The following is a 15,049-nucleotide window of genomic DNA, read 5'->3' as shown; positions in this document are numbered from 1 at the left end:
GGCGAGCATAAATGCGCCCCCCTCATCGTTCTAGACTCCACTCCCCCCGTATGTCCGACCCCCGTCGTCCCCTCCAGGTCTTCCCCGATGCCGCACGCCGTCAAGCCGCCCTGCGCGCGGCCCGGCGGGACTCGGGAGTCGTGCGCGGAGACCTCTTCCTCGACTGGGTGGGGTTCCTCGACGCGCTCGGTGGCGTGCGAGAGCTGGGTCGGCGCCCGTGCCCGCCCTTGGCGGCGCGCACCGTGGTGGCCTCGCTCGCGCAGGGCCTGGGCCCCACGCCCCTGGGCGACTTCGTCCATGAGCCCGCCTTCGCCCGCGCCGCGCTCGAGGTGCTGTTGGATCTCAAGGCCGGGCGGCTGTCCCCTCGGGAGCTACAGGACGCGCTGGAGGTGCTTCCCCCCGAGCGGCGCGACCGCGTCCGGACGATCGCCCTGCTGCACCATGCCTACGAGCGGAAGATGGCGGAGCTGGGCCTCGCCGATCGTGAGGACGGCGTGCGAGGGGCCCGCGAGGCGCTGGAGCGCGGCGCGTGGCCCGAGGCCTGGGCCGACGTGGGAGAGATCGTGTTGCGCGGTGTCTACGATGTCCGGCCCTCGACGCTGGAGCTGCTGCTGGCCCTGGCGGCGGCGTGTGAGTCGCGCCGGGTGGGCCTGCGCGTGGAGACGCCGGTGGGTGGCTCTCCCGTGGCGGACGCGGCCCTGGCCGCCCTCTTCCGCGCCTTCGAGAACCGCGGCGAGGTGCTCTCACACGTGGACCTCTTCAAGGCGGACGTCTCCTTCGAGTCCCGTCCGATGAGCGAGCTGGGCCGTCATCTCTTCTCGCCCCGGGCCCCCAAGGACGCGCTCGTGGGCGCGGTGGAGGGCCTGAGCCTGTGGAGCGCGGCGACGGCGCGGGACGAGGCCCGGCTCATCGCCCGGGACGTGCGCCGCCTCGTGTCGGAGGGCGTGCCTCCGGGACACATCGCCGTGGCCTGGCGCGACTTGAGCCACGAGGCGCATTGGGTGGCGGAGGCCCTGGGCGAGCTGGACGTTCCCGTGCGCCTGCCCTGGGGCGAGCCGCTCGTGCTGACCGGGCCCGTGCGGCTGGCGTTGGATCTGCCCCTGCTGGTGGAGGATGGCTTCCCCGCCGAGCGCGTGGCGGACGTGCTCTCCAGCCGCTACGCGCCCCGGCTCTCCGCGGGCGCGCCCGAGGCCCCCGCGACGCTCCTGTCGCTCGCGGCCGTGCGCGATGATCGGCTGGGCGCCTCGCGTGGCAAGGGCGCGTATGACGTCCGCCTGGACGCCCTGGCGAGGCGGTTGACGCCGCTTCCGGATCAGGTGCGGCCCAAGGAGCAGCGCCGCGCCCACGAGGTCCGGGTGCTGCGCGAGCGGTGTCTCAAGTTGATCGAGGCCTGCCGCCTCATTCCGGAGCAGGGCCGTGCCTCGGAGCTGCTCACGGCGTGGTGGCAGGTGGTGCGGCGCCTGGGGTTGTTGGACTCGGAGGGCACGCCGGAGACTCCCGCCGAGGAGGGGCTGGGCGCGCTCGCGGTGGAGGCCCGAGCCCGGGACGACGCGGCGCGCAGGGCGCTCGTGGCGCGCGTGCGCGAGCTGGAGCGGATGCTCGCGGCGGTGGGCGGAGGTCCCCGGTTGCGCCGGCGCACCTTCGGCCGTTGGCTCGCGGACGCGATGCGCGACGTGCACCTGCCGCCCCGGGGCTCGGCGGTGGGGGCCGTGGAGGTGCTGGAGGTGGGCGAGCTGGAGGGCCGCACCTTCGCGCATGTCTTCCTCGGCGGGCTGGCCGAGGGCCGCTTTCCGGGCCACGAGGTGCCCAACCCGTTGCTCGGAGACTCCGAGCGCCATGCGCTCAACAAGCACCTGGGCCGCGACGTCTTCCGCCTCACCGGTGGCGAGTTCGAGGACCGCGCGCCCTGGCGGCTCACCGAGGACCGGCTCCTGTTCGCCAGCGTCCTGGTGGCCGCCGAGCACACGGTGAGTCTGTCCTTCTCGGTGGCGGGTCCGGGCGGGCAGGAGCAGGCGCCGTCCTCGTTCCTGGAGGAGGTGCGGCGCCTGACGGGAGCCACGTGGCCGTTGCGCTCGCTGCCGGCCATCGCGCCGCTGGACGAGGCGCTCACCCCGGCGGAGCTGCGCCAGCGCGTGGTGCTGGAGTCGCTCGCGATGGAGCGGCTGCGCGTCTCGGAGCCGGATCCCGCCCGCGCGGTGCTGCGCGAGCGCTTCTCGCACACGCCCTGGTTCCAGGCGGCCCGGGAGATGATGCAGGTGGAGATCGAGCGCCTGCATTTCTTCGGGGGTGGGGTCCAGGACGCGGGCCGCTACACCGGCGCCGTGGGGGCTCCGGACCTGGGCGAGTCGCTTCGCGAGGCGTTCCGCTTCAGTGCCGAGCGGCCCCTGTCCGCCTCGTCGATCGCGCGCTTCAGCAACTGTGGCTTCCAGGGCTTCCTGGCGTATGGGCTCAAGGTGCCCGAGCCGGAGCGGCCCGGGGAGGAGTTCGACAGCCGGGGGCAGGGCGTCTTCTGGCACCGGGTGCTGGAGGAGTTCTTCAAGCGGCTCAAGGAGCGCGAGCTGCTCGGGCGGGGGTTCAACGAGCTGCCGGAGGCGCTGTTGGACGCGGTGCTCGACGAGGTGCAGGAGCACTTCGAGAAACACCACTACGTGGGCCACCCCGCGCTGTGGCGCCTGGCGCGCGAGCGGGCGAAGAACATGGTGCGCCGCGTGCTCCTGGACGAGCGGCGCGGTCTGCCCTTCGAGCGGCTGGAGCCCTCGGGCTTCGAGCTGCGCTTCGGGCCGAAGAATCCGGCGGAGGGGTGGAGCGCGGTCACCCTCCAGCTCGGCGAGGACGTCATCCACTTCGAGGGAACCATCGATCGCCTGGACATGGCCGGGGGCGAGGTGGGCGTCATCGACTACAAGTCCGGCCACCTGTCGCGCTCGGAGCTGCGCAACAAGCTGCTGGACGCCTCGGACTTCCAGCTCCCGTTGTACCTGTACGCGGCGCGGGCCAGTGGGCACCAGGGCACGCGGCACGCCGCCTGGTTCTCGTTGAAGACGGGCAAGGCGATCCTCCTGTCGGAGGTGCTCGCGGACAAGAAGCAGGAGCTGTCGTTGGATCTGGACGAGCTGCTGTCCACCGAGCCCGACGTGCGCCAGCGGCTGGCGGCGGAGCAGAAGCCCAACCTGGCCAACGCGGTGGAGTCGCTGGTGCGCCGTGTGAGGGCGGGACAGTTCGCCATGCGGCCCAAGGACTGCGGGCGCTGTGGCTACCAGGCCGTCTGCCGCATCACCGAGCGGCGGATCGTGGGCGAGGAGGGTGCCCATGAGTGACGCGCTCGCGTTGGCGTTGGAGAAGAACCTCGCGCTGCTCGCGGGCGCGGGAGCGGGCAAGACGTACAGCCTGGTGACGATGACGTTGCACCTGCTGGCCGGGGCGCGCGAGGGCTTCACGCCCTTGAGGCCCGCGCGCCTGGGGATGGTGACGTTCACCGACAAGGCCGCCGCGGAGATGCGTGCCCGCGTCCGCGCGCGCCTGGATGTGCTCGTCCAGGAGGAGCCCAAGGTCTCGCAGGAGCCCGAGCTGCGCGCCTCGCTCGAGCGCCTGGGTCTGCCCTTTCCCTCGCGCGACACGTGGCGTTCGCTGCGCGAGGAGCTGGGCTCGGCCTCGATTGGCACCTTCCACTCGATGTGCGGGCAGATCCTGCGCCGTGCGCCCCCGGGCTCGGGCGTGGATGCCTCCTTCGACGTGCTCGATGAGCTGGAGGCGCGCTCGCTCGTGCTGGACGTGTGCGAGCGCGTGGTGCTGGATGCGCTGGAGTCCAGTGACACGCTCGTGCGCGAGCTGTGCGCGGAGATGACCTTCTCGGGATCCGACTTCACCGAGGGCCTGGTGTCCTCGCTGGCGGAGCTCTACGGGAAGTTGCGCGAGGAGGGCCTGCCCGCGGCCCGGGCGCGCGTGTCCGACCCCGGCGAGGCCCGGGAGTCCTTCGATGCCCTCGTCGAGAAGTGCCTCGAGCTGTGCGGCACCGTGCGCGAGCATGACGCCAAGGGGGAGTGGCGGGGACTGCGCGAGAAGCTCGAGCGCGCGCTCACGGGGCTCACCCCGGAGAATGTCTTCGCGCCCGAGCGGTTGTTCGCGCTCAAGGCGGCCTTCAATGAGGATGGCCGCGACGTGCGCCGGCTCAAGAAGGAGCCCGGCAACTCGATGAAGGAGCTGTACTGGTCCTTCTTCGGCAAGAGCGACGGCACGGTGTTGACGCTGGAGGACGTCGCCGCGGCGTGCCGCACGGTGCCTTTCGAGAGCACGTTCCGCGCGCTGCTCGAGCAGGTGGAGACGCGTCACGCGGAGGAACTCTCCCGGCGCAACGCCCTGGACTTCACCTCCCTGTTGGTGAAGACGCGGGACTTGCTGAGGGAGCTGCCCGACTTCCGCCGGCAGATGCAGGAGCGCTTCGGGGCGCTGATGGTGGACGAGTTCCAGGACACCAACCGCTTGCAGTTGGAGCTGGTGCTGCTCCTGGCCGAGAAGCGCGAGGAGGGTCCCCGGGCGGTGACACCCGAGGACGATCTGGTGGCCGCGCTGCCACTGGAGCCCGCCTTCCTGTGCGTGGTGGGAGACCGCAAGCAATCCATCTACGAGTTCCGCGGCGCGGACGTGTCCGTGTTCGAGGTGCTGGCGCGGAAGATCGAGCAGGAGGGCGGCGTGCGCGACTTCCTCCAGCACAACCGGCGCTCGGTGCCGCCGCTGCTCGACTTCTTCAACCAGGCGTTCGCGGGCGTGCTGGTGCCGGGCGAGGGTGGGGCGCGTCCCTACGAGGTGGTGTATTCGCCCGAGGGGGATGATCTGCTCGCGGTGCGTCCGGCCCCCGTGGCCGCGCCGGTGGTGGAGCGGCTGCTCGTGGAGGACGAGAGCCTCACCACCACGGGCGAGCTGCGCCTGGAGGAGGCGGACGCGCTGGCCAGGCGGTTGAAGCTCCTGCTGGCCCCGGGCGCTCCGCCGCTCATCGCGGTGACCAAGGAGGGCACGGAGGTGCGTCCCCTGCGCGGGGGAGATGTGGCCATGCTCTTCCGGACCTTCAATCACCTGGAGGTGTACCGGCAGGCGCTCATTCGCCACGGCATTCCCCACCGTGTTCTGCGCGGCCGTGGCTTCTATGGCGCACAGGAGGTGCTGGATCTGGCCTCGTTGCTGTCGCTGCTCGCGGACTCCGAGGACACGCTGGCCTTCGCGGCGGTGCTGCGCTCCCCATTGGTGGGGCTGTCGGACGCCTCGCTCTTCCGCCTGGCCGGGCCCGAGGGCTTGTCCCTGCCCGCCGTGGAGAAGGCGGGCGCCTCGCTCCTCGAGGCTCTTCCGGAGGGGGAACGCGCGCGGCTCGAGCGCTTCCTCGCGGCGCTGCCCGCGCTGCGGCGCGAGCGGGATCGGCTCGGCGTGCGGGCCCTGCTCCTGGCCACGCTGGAGCTGACGGGCTTTCGCGAGGCGCTGGCGGCCACGCCCTACGCGGAGCAGGCGAGCGCCAACGTGGAGAAGCTGCTCGCGCTGGCGGGCCGGCGCGACGAGCGGGGCACGGGTGGTTGCGTGACGTTCGCGCGCGAGCTGCAACGCCTCGTCCACGAGGAGCCCACCGAGGCCCAGGCGGATCTGCTCGAGGCGGGAGACCCGCGCGCGGTGCAACTGCTCACCATCCACCGCGCCAAGGGGTTGGAGTGGCCGGTGGTGGTGGTGCCCGCCCTCGGTGGCTCGCGGCGCTCCAACAGTGGAGGCCGGGTGCTCTTCGAGCGCGCACGAGGCCTCGCCCTGCGGCCCTGGCTGCCGCCGGAGCTGCTCGACCGCGTGGACACGAAGTTCCGCTCGCCCCGCTTCGACGCGGTGAAGGCGGAGATCAAGCGCCGGGAGACGGCCGAGTACCGGCGTCTGCTGTACGTCGCGCTCACGCGTGCCCAGGATCGGCTCCTGCTGTCGGGCGGCGAGGAGCGCAACGCCGCGGACTCGTGGTGGTGCCTGCTCGGCGCGCGGCTCGAGGAAGATTCCCGGCTGCGAGGCCTGGTCGAGGATCTGGACGCGAGGACGCTGCCGGAGCCGCCCGAGGTGGACCTCTCCGAGGAAGTGGACGAGGCCGAGCAGGAGGCCCGGGTCGAGACGGCGTGGCAGCGGGTGCACGCGCGCCGGGACGCCACCGTCCCGGAGTCCGTGACGGTGGAGGCGGGAGCGGTGCAGGACTTCATCGCCTGTCCGCGCCGCTACCACTACGTGCACCGGCTCGGCCTGCGCGCCGATGGAGTCGCCTGGGAGGCGCCGCCCCGCCAGTCCGCGCTCTACGTCGAGCGGGACTCCTGGGGCGCACCGGCCCCGAGCGTTCCGGACCGGGTGCTGGCGCTCGTGCGGAAGGTGGACTTCCGCCTGGCGGGGACGCCCGCTGCGGAGCGGCGCTCGCGCCTGGAAGCCTTGGCCCGGGAGGTGGGCTGGGCGGTGGAGGAGGAGGGCGTGGAGGAGGCGCTCTCCACCCTGACGCGCTTCCTGGACACCGCGTGTGCCCAGGAGCTGGCGGCCGTCCCCGGAGCGCGGGTGCATCGCGCGCTGCCCTTCGTCCTGGACCTGCCGGGAGTCGCGCCCACGGCCCTCGAGGGGGAGTTGGACCTGCTCTGGGAGACCCCGGAGGGTGAGGCCCGGGGCGTAGTGTTCCTACCGGCCGGTAGGTCTCCCCGGGGACTCGAGGCGCATGCGGACTTCCTGGCGGCCGTGGCCTTGGCGGCCCGGCGGCTCATCCGCGAGGACGTCCCGCTGTGGGTCGGGGCCGTCTTCCTGGGCGGGGAGGTATTGGAGCCGGAGTTTTCCTCGGAAGAAGCAAACCTACAGCTCCCCGCCGAGCGCTTGAGGGACGCGGCCCGGGCCCTGGTCGAGGCGGATGTCCGAGGGCGCTGGCCCGGACGAGACGCCCCGGTGTGCGCGGGGCTGGCCTGTGGCTATATCGCACACTGCCACCCGGACGCCCCGGCGCGCTCCAACTCGGTGACGGACCGTGCGGAAGCGTGCTAAGCGGCCGCAACTATGCCGAACGTCGTCGTCATTGGTGCGCAGTGGGGAGATGAGGGCAAGGGCAAGGTCGTGGACCTGCTCACGGAGCATGCCCAGGTGGTCGTGCGCTTCCAGGGAGGCAACAACGCGGGCCATACCCTGGTGGTGGGTGGCCAGAAGACGGTGTTGCATCTCATTCCCTCGGGCATCCTCCATCAGGGGAAGACCTGCGTCATCGGCAACGGCGTGGTGTTGGATCCCGCCGTCCTGGTGAGGGAGATCGACACCCTCAAGGAGCGCGGCTTCCTCAAGGATGACGCGCACCTGATCATCTCGGACAACGCCCACGTCATCTTCCCCTGGCACAAGCTGCTGGACTCGACCCGGGAGAAGGCGCTGGGCGTGGGCGCCATCGGCACGACGGGGCGTGGCATCGGCCCGGCCTACGAGGACAAGGTGGCGCGCCGCGGCATCCGCGTGAGGGATCTGCTCAACCCGGAGCGGTTGCGCAAGCGCATCGACGAGCGGCTGCCCGGCATCCGTGAGGAGCTGCGCGAGCTGTGCGCCGCAGCCAGCGAGACGCCTCCCGAGCTGGACGCCAACAAGGTGCAGGCGGACTTCACCGTGCTGGGCGAGCGGCTGCGGCCCTACGTGGGCGACGTGTCGCTCTACCTGTCGGGCCAGGTGCAGCGCGGGGCGCGCATCCTCTTCGAGGGCGCCCAGGGCACGCTGCTGGACGTGGACCACGGCACCTATCCCTTCGTCACCAGCTCCAACTGCGTGGCGGGCAACGCCGCGGTGGGCTCGGGCCTGGGCCCCACGGCGATTGATCGGGTGATGGGCATCAGCAAGGCGTACACCACGCGCGTGGGCGGTGGTCCGTTCCCCACGGAGCTCACGGACGAGCTGGGAGATCGGCTGCGCAAGGTGGGTGACGAGTTCGGCGCCACCACGGGCCGTCCGCGCCGCTGCGGCTGGCTCGACGGCGTGGTGCTGCGCTACGCGGTGCGCGTCAACGGCCTGTATGGCCTGGCGCTCACGAAGCTGGACGTGCTCTCCGGCATGAAGTCGCTGCAGATCTGCAACGCCTACGAGATGGACGGCAAGCGCATCACCGAGCTGCCCGGGGACTACGAGGACTTGGCGCGCGTCAAGCCCCTCTACGAGACGCTGCCGGGCTGGGACGACAAGCTCGCCGGGGTGCGCACCTTCGACGAGCTGCCCGAGAACGCCAAGCGCTACGTGCGCCGCGTGGAGGAGATCTGCGGCGTGCCCGTCACCTGCATCTCCGTGGGCGCCGATCGCGGCGAGACCGTGTTGCTGCAAAACCCCTTCCGGAGCTGAAAGCCCGCTTTCAGGGCAAAGCACTGAACAATCGGGGAGTCCCGGAAGTCATGCGGTGGACTCCCCGACCGGAGGGCAGGGGAGCCGGTGGCGCGTGTCAGGGAGGCACCTTAATTTCAGGTGCATGGATCGGGGCGACTCGAAGGCAGGAAGGCAAGTATTCCGCCCACACGCCGTGCTCGCGGCCATCATGGGCGCCGCGACGCTGCTCTGGCTGGGGGTGTTGCTCTACCTCCTGCGCTTCGACGGGGTCCCGGTACAGACGTTCCTGTCCGCGCTCTTCTTCGTCCTCTTCTTCGCGGTGTCGGTGACCTACTACGGGCGCACCCGCATCGTCGTGGACGCGGGCGGCATCACGTACCGGGGCATGGTGCGCACCCGCCGCTTCTCCTTCTCGGACATCCGCAAGGTGGATGTGCTGCCCGGTCCGGTCACCGTGTACGCGGTGCGCGGCAGCCGGGGCCTCGTGCACTTCACCAGCCTCTTCTCGCACCACCAGCGCCTGGCGCGGCTGCTCATCGAGCGGGCCGGTCTCTCGCCGCTGCACGCCTGAGCTTCAGCCCGTCAGGACGTAGGTGGCCAGCAGGCCCACCAGGGCCAGCCCCGCGCCCAGGACGAGCAGTCCTGCGTCCCAGCGTCCCCGCGAGCGCACGGGCGCGTGCTCCCGCTGCTCGCATGGGCGCTCGGGTTCGGGCGTGGGCGCGGCTTGCTCCTCGGGAGGCGGCTGCGCGATGGGCTCGGCCGCCGGGGCCTGGAAGCGCAGCAAGGTCCGTCCCAGCTCGATGATGTCGCCGTCCTGGAGCGCCTGGGGGGCCTCCACGCGTTTCCCATTGAGATAGACGCCGTTGGGGCTGTCCTGGTCCTCCAGGAGGAAGGCGCCCTCCTGCTGGCGGATGCACGCATGGCGGCGGGACACGGCGATGTCCCTCAAGCGCACGGCCACCTCCAGGCTTCGTCCCAGCTCCATCCGGGCCTCCGCGAGGGCGAAGCAGCGGCCCACGTCCGCGCCGGTGAGGCACTGGAGGGACGCGGCGCGCGAGACCAGGGACTCCTCCATGTCCCCCAACAGGTGCTTGAGCACGGCCACCGTGCCCACCTGCCGCTCGGTGTCCGCGCCGGGCGCCAGCAGCTTCAGGCTCATTCCCTCGGGCAGGCCCACCTCCTCGCCGGGCAGCACCAGCCGCGCCACCCGCGGGGGCACCATCACCCCCGCCACGGTGAAGGTGCGACGGGCCTCCACCATCAACCGGGGCCCTTCGATGCGCAGCGTCAGCAAGCCGGGCGGCAGTCCTTCGAGGCGGACATGATCGTCCTCGCCGCCTCCCAGCAGGTGCACCCCCTCGGGAAGCTCGAAGGCGGTCGGGGTGCCCAGGTGCTCGAATTCGAAGTGCATGGCGTGGGGAGAGGATGGAAGGTGGTCTGCCCCTGGGACTACTTCGCGATCCGCGTGAGCGAGTTGTTCCGGACGAAGGTGCCCGGGAAGGACTGCCCATTGGCCGAGTACGTCAGTGTCCCGGATGAATCGAGTTGAATGCTCGAACCCGTGAGCACCGCGGTCCCGCTGGTGAAGGTCATCGAGAGCGAGACGCCCTCCAGCTCACCGGTACACGTCACCCCCGCTCTGAGCGTCGCCACGTTCCCTTCGACCTCCGCGGGCAGGGCGCACGTGCCGCTCGAGTCAACGATGACGATGTCCGAATCGATCCCTTCCGAGATCCGGTACGACGCCTTTCCGGGAAGGTTCGTGCTTCCCCTTCCGGGGAAGGACACGGTGAGCGAGTCCGGCCCGGTGTAACTGCCGTGGAACTGCTGACCGGCGGGGCCACAACCCAGGGCGAACGTGGCGAGCGGCAGGGAAAGCCAGAGCATCGAGCGCTTCATGTGAGGACTCCTCGTGAGGGGGGCGCGGCTCCTGGGGAAGGGCACGCGACGGGGTGGATGCCGGGGCCGCTCGTGCAGGACTCCTGCCAGTCCTCTCCTGAGCCGCGAGGACTCCCCAAGCCCCTGCGATTCAAGGACATGGCCGTGCGCCGATGGAGCGGCCGCGGTCTTCCCCATCCACTGAGTGGGATGCCCCATCATCCACGCCATGGACGGATGCGCTGGGACTAGGATGGGCGCCCCCGATGAGTCCCGCCCTTCGCCTGCTGCCCCTGCTGCTGCTCTCGCTCCTCTCCGCCTGCCGTGACGAACAGGCCGGCCCCAAGCCTCGTGCGAAAGCCCTGCCGCCCCCTGCCCGGCTGCGCGTCCTGGACGCGGCTCCGGCGGACCTGACCTACCGTGCGGGCACCACGTTCGCGGGAGGCGCGGTGCGCTACCTCGGCACGCGCGTGTCTCCCGCGGTGGCCGCGCCCGGCCAGCCCGTGCAACTCGCGCACTACTTCGAGGCCCTGCGCGCCCCGCCCCAGGGGTGGGAGTTCTTCGTGCACGTGGTGGAGCCCGGCTCCGGGCAGATGTTGATCAACGCGGACCATGGCTTCGCGGGCGGTGTGGGGCCCCTGGGCAGCTGGCCCGTGGGCAAGGTGGTGGAGGACGTGCACACGGTGGCCATGCCGTCCATTCCGGGACGGGTCGTGCTCGGCTTCTGGCGGGGTGAGGAGCGTCTGGCCGTGGACGAGCCGCGGGCGCACGCGGGAGACAACCGGATGTTCGGTCCGGAGTTGGGCGGTGCTCTGCCGCCCCTGCCCGAGTACACCGTGCACCGCGCCGCCCGGCCGCCGGTGCTCGACGGGGAACTCGAGGATGAGGCATGGAAGGCGGCCACTCCGGTGGTGCTGCGGGGCAGCTTCGATGGCCGTGCCGTGTCCCCGCGCACCGAGGCCCGGCTGACCTACGACGACCAGCACCTGTATGTCGCCTTCGACGTGGAGGATCCGGATGTCTGGGGCACGTTCCGCGAGCAGGACGAGCCGCTCTACACCCAGGAGGTGGTGGAGGTGTTCCTCGACGCCAACGCGGATGGGCGGACGTACAACGAGCTGCAGGTGTCCCCGCACAACGTGCACTTCGATGCCTACTTCCCCGCGCGCCGTCAGGGCATGGACTTGAGCTGGGACTCGGGCATGACGAGCGCGGTGAAGGTCCGGGGCACGCTCGACGAGGCGTCCGACCGGGACGAGGGCTGGCGGGTGGAGATGAAGATTCCCCTGGCCCGCCTGGCCGAGGTGCCTCACCTGCCCCCCCAGAAGGGGGACCGGTGGCGCTTCAACCTGTACCGGCTGGAGCACCCGGAGCGACGGGGAGAACAAGGGCAATCCTTTTCCCCGCTCTTCGTGGGGGACTTCCACGCGCTGCCGCGCTTCGGCTGGCTGATCTTCGACTGATCAGGTGCTTCCTGAACAGAAGTCCGCCGTGTTCATCCCCGCGATAGCCGATCCACGTCCTTCAGGAGCGTGGGCACGCGGTAGGGCCCATGCATCGTGCGGACGCGTTCAGCCGCCACGGCGGGTTCCATGCCGGGCACGCGGCGGTCGAGCGCTTCGTACAGGTGCGCGCCCAGCCCCTTCTCGGCCGAGGAGCCCAGCCAGACGTAGCCGTCGATGAGCACCGTCACCAGGGGCTGGTCGACCTGGGAGAGCAGGGCGAGCAACACCGGCAACTCGCGCTCGTAGAAATGTCCCGGCTGGTACTCGGCTGCCGCCGGCAGGTGAACCAGGCGCTGCTCCGTGGAGGCCGTGGCGGCCCAGTCGGCGAAGAGCAGCAAGGCTCCTCGCGTCTCGTGCTCCTGGTAGTGGACGTCGACGCACGCCAGCAGGCCGTGTTGGCGCTCCTCGTCGGTCCCCATGGCTACGCGTGCGGGGAGATCTCCCAGTGCGCGTCCGCCATGGATCGCTCGGTCGGGTTCCCGAGGAAGCGCAGGAAGCCGTTGAGCTCCAGGGTGTCGATGAGCTCCTCGGCCTCCAGTTGGGAGAAGCCCTTGGTGGTCACGAGCAGGTCGCGCATGAACGCCTTGCCGCGCAGATAGCCCACGGGTTCACCCGGAGGGAGCATGTGCTTGAGATCGGCGGTGAGCTGACGCAGGTCAGTGTCTTCGGAGATCATCGCCTCAAGGCTGGTGATGAGCGCGCGCGGGTGCAACCACATCCTCGTTCCTCTCCGAGGCGGGTAGGAAGGGGCTCAAGCGTACGTCGTGTCCGTCACTCTCCAGGGTGATGGCCCCGTGAAGGTCGGTGCGCAGACACTCCGTCCCCAGGGCCCGATAACGCGCCTCCACCTCCGGGTGCGGAAAGCCGAAGCGGTTGCGGCGGCCCACGCAGAAGATGGCGAAGCGCGGACGCAGCCGAGCAAGCAAGCCCTCGGTGGAGGAGGTGCGCGAGCCATGGTGGGGCGCCTTGAGCACCGCCACCGGTCCGAGCGCTCCCTCCGCGAGCAGGGCCTCTTCGCCCGCCTCCTCCACGTCTCCAGGGAGCAGCACGGTGACGTCGCCATGGCGCACGAGCAGCACCACGCTCGTGTCGTTCTGGCCCTCGAGCAGCAGGCGATCTTCCGGCGGTCCAAGCACCTCCAGCGTGGCCTCCCCGAGGAGGTACGGGGCATGGCCCCGCTGCACTTCCTCGACGTGGGCTCCCGCGGCCGCGGCGATGAGCTGCCGCGACAAGGGACCGTCCGCGCTGTCCGCGGGCAGCCACAGTCGCTCGGTGGGCACCTGTTGCAGCGCGGAGATGAGACCGAGCGCGTGATCCGGGTGGGGATGGGAGAGGACGGCCAGGTCCAACCGCTCGATGCGGGAGGCGCGCAGGAAGGGGACGACGACGCGCAGCCCGGGATCCGCGCCGCCGGGCACACCGCCTCCATCGAGCAGCGCGTGGTGTCCCGCGGAGCTGAGCACCATCGCGTCTCCCTGGCCCACGGACAGGAAGGTGATGCGCAGGCCCGGCTCGGGAAGGACGCGGGGGAGCAGCAGGGCGAGTACCAGGCTCGCGGGCACGAGGAGTCCTCCCAGGCGCCAGCGCCGCTCGCCCAGGGCCCAGCACACGAGCCCCACGCCATAGAGCAGCGAGGCGGCGGCGCCGAACGAGGGCAGCTCCACCGTGGCCAGGGGCACGTGGGCGAAGAAGCGGGTGAGCCAGAGCAGCACCTGCGAGGCCCACGCGCCGCCCCACAGCAGCGGGGTGGCCAGCACGGGCGCCGCGACGAAGAGGGCCGCGCCGCCCGCGGCGAAGCCGGTGAGCAGGCCGCACAGGGGCAGACAGACGATGTTGGAGACGAGCCCCGCGAGGCTCGCGCGGCCAAACGTTCCGGCCACCAGCGGAAGACTCGCCACGGTGACGGCGGCGCTCGCGCAGAACGTCTCCAACACCGTCTCCCTCGTGCTCGCCAGCAGGCGCCGCAGCCGGTGCGGCTCGCGCGGGTCGGGCGGCGGCAGGGGGACGGCCTCGCGCAGCGCGGGGGTGAGCAGCAGCAGGCTGAAGACGGCGAGGAAGGACAGTTGCAGCGAGAGATCGGCGACGCTCGAGGGCGTCCAGACGACGAGCAGCGCGGCGGCGGCGGCGAGGCTGTTGAGCCCATCGGCCCGGCGCCAGAGCGTGAGCCCCAGCAGGACGACGGTGGCCATCACCGCCGAGCGCACCGCGGGGGGCTGGTTGCCGGTGAAGACGACATAGGCCCAGACGAAGGGAATGGCGGCGGGGGCCGCGAGCCGCCGCGCATCCACCCGCCGCGACATGGGCAGGGCCGAGCCCGCGCGCACGAACAACCCACGCAGCAGGGCGAGCGTCATGAGCGCGAGCGCCGCCACGTGCAGCCCGCTCACGCTCAACACATGCGCCAGCCCGCTGCGCGAGAAGTCCTCCTCCAATGCGTCATCGAGCGCGGCGCGCTGTCCGGCCGCGAGGGTGAGGAAGAGCGTGGCCGCGTCGGGCGACGGCGCCACGGCATGCACCGCCCGGGCGAGCCCCTCCTGAAGCTGGACCAGGGCCTCACGCCAGCGTGGGGCGGGGGACAGCACGAGCAGCCGCGCGGGCTCGAAGCCCCCGGTGAACGCCATCCCCAGTCGCCAGCGTTTCGCGGAGAAGTCCTTTTCTCCTGGATTCGCCGCGGGCTCGAGTGGCTTCAGCTTGGCTTCCAGGCGCAGGCGCTGTCCTGGCAGGAGCACGGGAAGCGCGCCTCGCGCGGACAGGAGGGCGCGGAAGCGGGCGGGGGTCTCGGCCCGGGGCCCCACGCGGACAACAGCCAGCAACAGGCGTGTGGACTCCGCGGTGGCCTCCACGCGCTCCACCTCTCCCTCCAGGACCGCGCGGCCTCCTTCTCGCAGTCCGGGAGGCACCTCCACCCCGGCCTCCAGGGACGCCAGCCCCGCGCCCGTGAGCGCCAGGGCCCCGAGCACGCCCAGATGGGCACCAGGCAGGCGAGCGAGCCCCAGTGCGCCCACCGCCACGGTCGAAGCCATCAGTAATTGGAATGCCCCCTCGCCCGCGCTCGTTCGTATCCACAGACCCGCGCCGAGCATGAGGCTCACGGCGGGAAAGAACAGCGGACGTACGGTCAAATCTCGCCACGACGAACGGCCCATCACCCACCCCCCACCCACTCCGTCCAGTCAGGGTGTAGCACTCTACCCAAGAGGACACCCACGCAAAGCGGCGCAGGCTAGTCCGGGAAAACCCGCCGGGTCAAGACGCCAAAGTTGCTGGAGGGGTTGGATTGTGGTACGAGTGGGACGTTTTCCGAGGCCGGGTGTCGAGACCAAGCCATCCTAGAGGAGGCG

General features: G+C 71.2%; 10 protein-coding genes. 5 read left to right on the top strand and 5 right to left on the bottom strand.

Annotated elements, in window-relative coordinates:
- Positions 1-50: 50 nt before the first annotated feature.
- From D187_RS10010 to D187_RS09995, 4 genes are all read left to right on the top strand, one after another.
- On the top strand, positions 51-3,317 hold the full coding sequence (locus D187_RS10010) for a PD-(D/E)XK nuclease family protein (protein ID WP_002625161.1): 3,267 nt from the start codon (positions 51-53) through the stop codon (positions 3,315-3,317).
- Complete coding sequence (locus D187_RS10005; RefSeq protein ID WP_002625159.1) at positions 3,310-7,020, top strand: UvrD-helicase domain-containing protein; 3,711 nt, start codon at positions 3,310-3,312, stop codon at positions 7,018-7,020. The genes D187_RS10010 and D187_RS10005 overlap by 8 nt, the downstream gene beginning before the upstream one ends.
- A gap of 12 nt (positions 7,021-7,032) precedes the next feature.
- Entirely contained in the window at positions 7,033-8,343 is a 1,311-nt protein-coding gene (locus D187_RS10000) for an adenylosuccinate synthase (RefSeq protein WP_002625157.1), read from the top strand.
- Positions 8,344-8,533: 190 nt separating this feature from the next.
- Positions 8,534-8,896 (top strand): PH domain-containing protein, encoded by a 363-nt coding sequence (locus D187_RS09995; RefSeq protein ID WP_211241495.1) that lies wholly within the window; start codon positions 8,534-8,536, stop codon positions 8,894-8,896.
- Positions 8,897-8,899: 3 nt separating this feature from the next.
- On the opposite strand, the gene D187_RS09990 is transcribed toward D187_RS09995, so the two are convergent.
- Positions 8,900-9,736 carry an FHA domain-containing protein gene (locus D187_RS09990; protein WP_002625153.1) on the bottom strand — a complete coding sequence of 279 codons (837 nt, stop codon included), beginning with the start codon at positions 9,734-9,736 and terminating at the stop codon, positions 8,900-8,902.
- 38 nt (positions 9,737-9,774) lie between these two features.
- Positions 9,775-10,224: a hypothetical protein gene (locus tag D187_RS09985; RefSeq protein WP_002625152.1), complete on the bottom strand. Its 450-nt coding sequence runs from the start codon at positions 10,222-10,224 to the stop codon at positions 9,775-9,777.
- A gap of 245 nt (positions 10,225-10,469) precedes the next feature.
- On the opposite strand from D187_RS09985, the gene D187_RS09980 reads away from it, so the two are divergent.
- Entirely contained in the window at positions 10,470-11,666 is a 1,197-nt protein-coding gene (locus tag D187_RS09980) for a carbohydrate-binding family 9-like protein (protein WP_002625151.1), read from the top strand.
- Between the two features lie 32 nt (positions 11,667-11,698).
- Here D187_RS09980 and D187_RS09975 read toward each other — a convergent pair whose 3' ends face one another.
- The 3 genes from D187_RS09975 to D187_RS09965 are packed head-to-tail and all read right to left on the bottom strand — an operon-like array spanning position 11,699 to position 14,854.
- Positions 11,699-12,127: an endonuclease V gene (locus D187_RS09975; protein ID WP_002625150.1), complete on the bottom strand. Its 429-nt coding sequence runs from the start codon at positions 12,125-12,127 to the stop codon at positions 11,699-11,701.
- Between the two features lie 2 nt (positions 12,128-12,129).
- Positions 12,130-12,384 (bottom strand): hypothetical protein, encoded by a 255-nt coding sequence (locus D187_RS09970; protein ID WP_043429169.1) that lies wholly within the window; start codon positions 12,382-12,384, stop codon positions 12,130-12,132.
- A gap of 4 nt (positions 12,385-12,388) precedes the next feature.
- On the bottom strand, positions 12,389-14,854 hold the full coding sequence (locus tag D187_RS09965) for a DNA internalization-related competence protein ComEC/Rec2 (RefSeq protein ID WP_051256286.1): 2,466 nt from the start codon (positions 14,852-14,854) through the stop codon (positions 12,389-12,391).
- Positions 14,855-15,049 lie beyond the last annotated feature (195 nt).

The sequence above is a fragment of the Cystobacter fuscus DSM 2262 genome (assembly GCF_000335475.2).
Classification (GTDB): Bacteria; Myxococcota; Myxococcia; order Myxococcales; family Myxococcaceae; genus Cystobacter; species Cystobacter fuscus.
The sequence above is the reverse complement of the archived record's forward strand: the minus strand, read 5'-3'. Positions and strand labels throughout refer to the sequence as shown.